At 52.3% G+C, this 2,989-nt stretch carries 2 protein-coding genes; one reads left to right on the top strand and one right to left on the bottom strand.

Annotated features, from left to right (window positions below; translation table 11 throughout):
- Positions 1-95 precede the first annotated feature (95 nt).
- The gene (locus PsWM33_RS13675; protein ID WP_063300616.1) at positions 96-1,373 is read left to right on the top strand and encodes an IS4 family transposase; all 1,278 of its coding nucleotides are present in this window, start codon (positions 96-98) and stop codon (positions 1,371-1,373) included.
- A 21-nt stretch (positions 1,374-1,394) separates the two neighbouring features.
- Here the strand turns inward: PsWM33_RS13675 and PsWM33_RS13670 are convergent, their stop codons facing one another.
- Positions 1,395-2,588, bottom strand: a complete 1,194-nt coding sequence (locus tag PsWM33_RS13670; RefSeq protein WP_063300617.1) for an NnrS family protein — start codon at positions 2,586-2,588, stop codon at positions 1,395-1,397.
- Positions 2,589-2,989 lie beyond the last annotated feature (401 nt).

Raw genomic sequence — 2,989 nt, 5'->3', positions numbered from 1 at the left:
TAACTATAGGCGTGGACCACTTCAAAGGGGGAGGCTCAATCGGAGCATTTGAGTATATGTAGACCGCTGGAATCATTATGTGATTCATAAGGGGAATGAAAACTGAAGTTCCTACGTTAGCTCAATGGCCAGACATTCTTTCATCGTTGTCATCTAGTCTTGATATTGAAGAAACCGCGATCAAATTTGGAGCTTTGCTGCGAAAGCGTGAAATTTCAAGCGGACGAGATCTGCTGCGCCTTGCCATGGCATATGGTCCCTGTGGCATGTCGTTGCGTAGCACTGCAGCGTGGGCAGCCCTGAGCGGAATCGGGGAGCTGTCGGATGTAGCTGTTCTCAAGCGGCTTCAAGGGGCCGGAGACTGGCTTGAGCATATTCTAGGTAAGCTGCTGTCACAGGCAGGCAATCAGACCTTCCCGAGCGGACACCGTCTCCGGTTGGTGGATGGTAGCTGTATTTCCGGGGTGGGCTCTAAGAAGATCGATTACCGCTTACACGCCAGCTATGATCCTGCTGCCGGACGCTTTACGCATCTTGAGATAACCGATGTGCACGGCGCAGAAAGCTTAGCACGAGGACCAATCAAGAAGGGCGATATTCACGTTGCAGACAGGGGCTATGCTCAGGCAAACGGACTTCATTACATCCTCAAGGAAGGAGGAGATTTTCTTGTACGAACCGGTTGGCGTAAGGTTCGTTTGCGCCAACCCGATGATACGCCGTTTGACCTGTTTGCCGTATTGCCTGAAGCTAACTATGACCGGCCCGTTGATCGTCAGATTACTATTTTGGGAAATTCAAAGGAGCAAGATATTCCCGCCCGTCTGATCATCCAGCGCAAACCACCTGAAGCGACCGAGCAAGAACGAAAACGCCTGCGCAGAACCGCAAGCAGGAAATGTACTAAACTGAACCCTTCCTCACTCGTCGCCGCTGAATACATGTTGTTGTTGACGTCTTTACCAGAGGATCAGTTTGACGCTGTCAGCATTGCCGCGCTCTACAGGGTCCGCTGGCAGATTGAGCTCGCCTTCAAGCGCCTTAAAAGCCTTATCCATATTGACCGCCTGCCTGCAAAGAACCCAGATCTTGCCAAAACCTGGTTGTTGTCACATCTCATCTTGGCTCTGCTGATTGAGCGTCACAGTGAGGAATGCATGGCTCATTCTCCTCAAGAAGAGAGTTTAAAGCAACGTTCTCCGTCCAGATGGAGGTTACATGAGCTGATCATTCAGGCCTTCATTTCAGCAATTCAGGGAGCATGGGATCTGACTAACATCACAGTTAACGCCAGCAGCTTTTGGCGAGGTATATGCGAACCTCCCAGAAAGCGAAAAATTCAACGAATTCGAAAACATAGCTCCTTAAGTTAGCGCCTATGGGGCAACTCCCCCTCACTTCTTCCCCCACGCCAGCAGGGGGCCGAAGGTCACCACGTACACCACGAATGCAAGGATCCATGCTAGCGCTGACATATCGTAGAGCCTTGCTACGAGGTCTGGGAATAGGCCTGCGGAGAAACGGAGGAGGACTGATGTGGCCATTGCGCAGTAGAGGAAGGTAGCGCCGCGGCTTGCTTTGAGCTCCATGCCCATATGCCCGAGGGTTGCACGGGTCATGACGGCCAAAGTCATCATACCCAGGACGCCAGCCATTAGCAGGTGTTGTGCTCCGGTGATATCCAGTAGGTCTGGCTGGAGAATGGCAAAGCCAAGTGCAAGCAGACCCAGCGGCATAAACAGATAGCTTGCGTGCAGCACCAAAACCAGAGGTTCCTTGAAGGTATACTGTCCTTTCCAGCGAACCAGACGCGCGAAGTGCAATACTCCGGCAATCAAAAGCACAACACCCGCCAGCCAATGATCTTGAAGCGCAGTCCAGACAAGCAGTGCGACCAGGAGGGCAAGCAGTGAGATCTTGTCGAACACCTGCATCGGGCTCGCTGGCAGGCTCTTACGGCCTTGCTTCACCAGCCAGTTACGGGTGAAGGAAGGAATAATCCGCCCACCGATCAAACCTACCATCAGAACCATGGTGGAGATACCCAGACGCATACCATAGCCCTGCGCTGCGTATCCATCGCTCCAGGCTTCCCAATGGAACAGCAGGTTGGATGCTATGAGCAGGCCCAGCAAACCCAACACGATCAGGTTGCGCCAGTTTTTGCCTGCCATAATTTCGCGCAGGCACGCAATGGCCAGCACCAATGGCATTGCAACATCAAGCGCGGCAACGACGCTTGCTGGAAGGTAAGCGCCGAACAGGATCGCGGCACGGCCAATCACCCAAAGGCTGAACAGGACAATGAGCGGCTTGCCCACAATGGGCATACGCCCGGTCCAGTTGGGAATAGCGGTCAGCAAAAAACCTGCAACAACGGCGCTTAGATAGCCGAAAAGGAACTCATGGGCGTGCCACGAGACAGGATCAAACGCAATCGGCAGCTCGATGTACCCGGAAACGAGTGGAATCCAGAGCAACATAAGCACGATTGCCCAGACTGCGCTGGCGAGGAAGAACGGCCTGAACCCATAACTGAATAGCACAGGGCCTTGCCAGGATCTGACTTGTTCCATAGTGGTCGACATGAGGCGCTCTTTTGGCTTTTGTTGATGCGCGCGTGCACATTCAGTGATCGATGCGTTAGAGCGCGTTCCGTTTGATTGCATTCAATCAAACGACAAGAATTCGCTCCACTAAAGATGCTAGAGCGCGATGCGTAAATGAAAATGAACGCAACGTGCTCTAGCTTTACAATCAGCTTCATCAATCTAACTCACCATGTCCTTGACTATTATTAAGTGCACTCTGCATTTAAAGCGTGTTCCCGAAAAGCGGTTTTGGTTTTCGGGTGAGAATATGCCCAGCCTAATGAGAGGAGAGTGTCTCGATACGTCAGTTCGTCCAAGACATCTCTTAGGTGGCTTATGATCGCACAAGCACTGAAACCACCACATGGCATCCCATGCAGTGTTGAACCAGAGTTCCC

Source organism: Pseudovibrio sp. WM33, from assembly GCF_001623165.1.
Classification (GTDB): Bacteria; Pseudomonadota; Alphaproteobacteria; order Rhizobiales; family Stappiaceae; genus Pseudovibrio.
The sequence above is the reverse complement of the archived record's forward strand: the minus strand, read 5'-3'. Positions and strand labels throughout refer to the sequence as shown.

Excerpts from the sequence above, each read along its gene's own strand:
- PsWM33_RS13675 (WP_063300616.1), top strand. The coding sequence starts at position 96 with ATGAAAACTGAAGTTCCTACGTTAGCTCAATGGCCAGACATTCTTTCA.
- PsWM33_RS13670 (WP_063300617.1), bottom strand. The coding sequence starts at position 2,588 with ATGTCGACCACTATGGAACAAGTCAGATCCTGGCAAGGCCCTGTGCTA.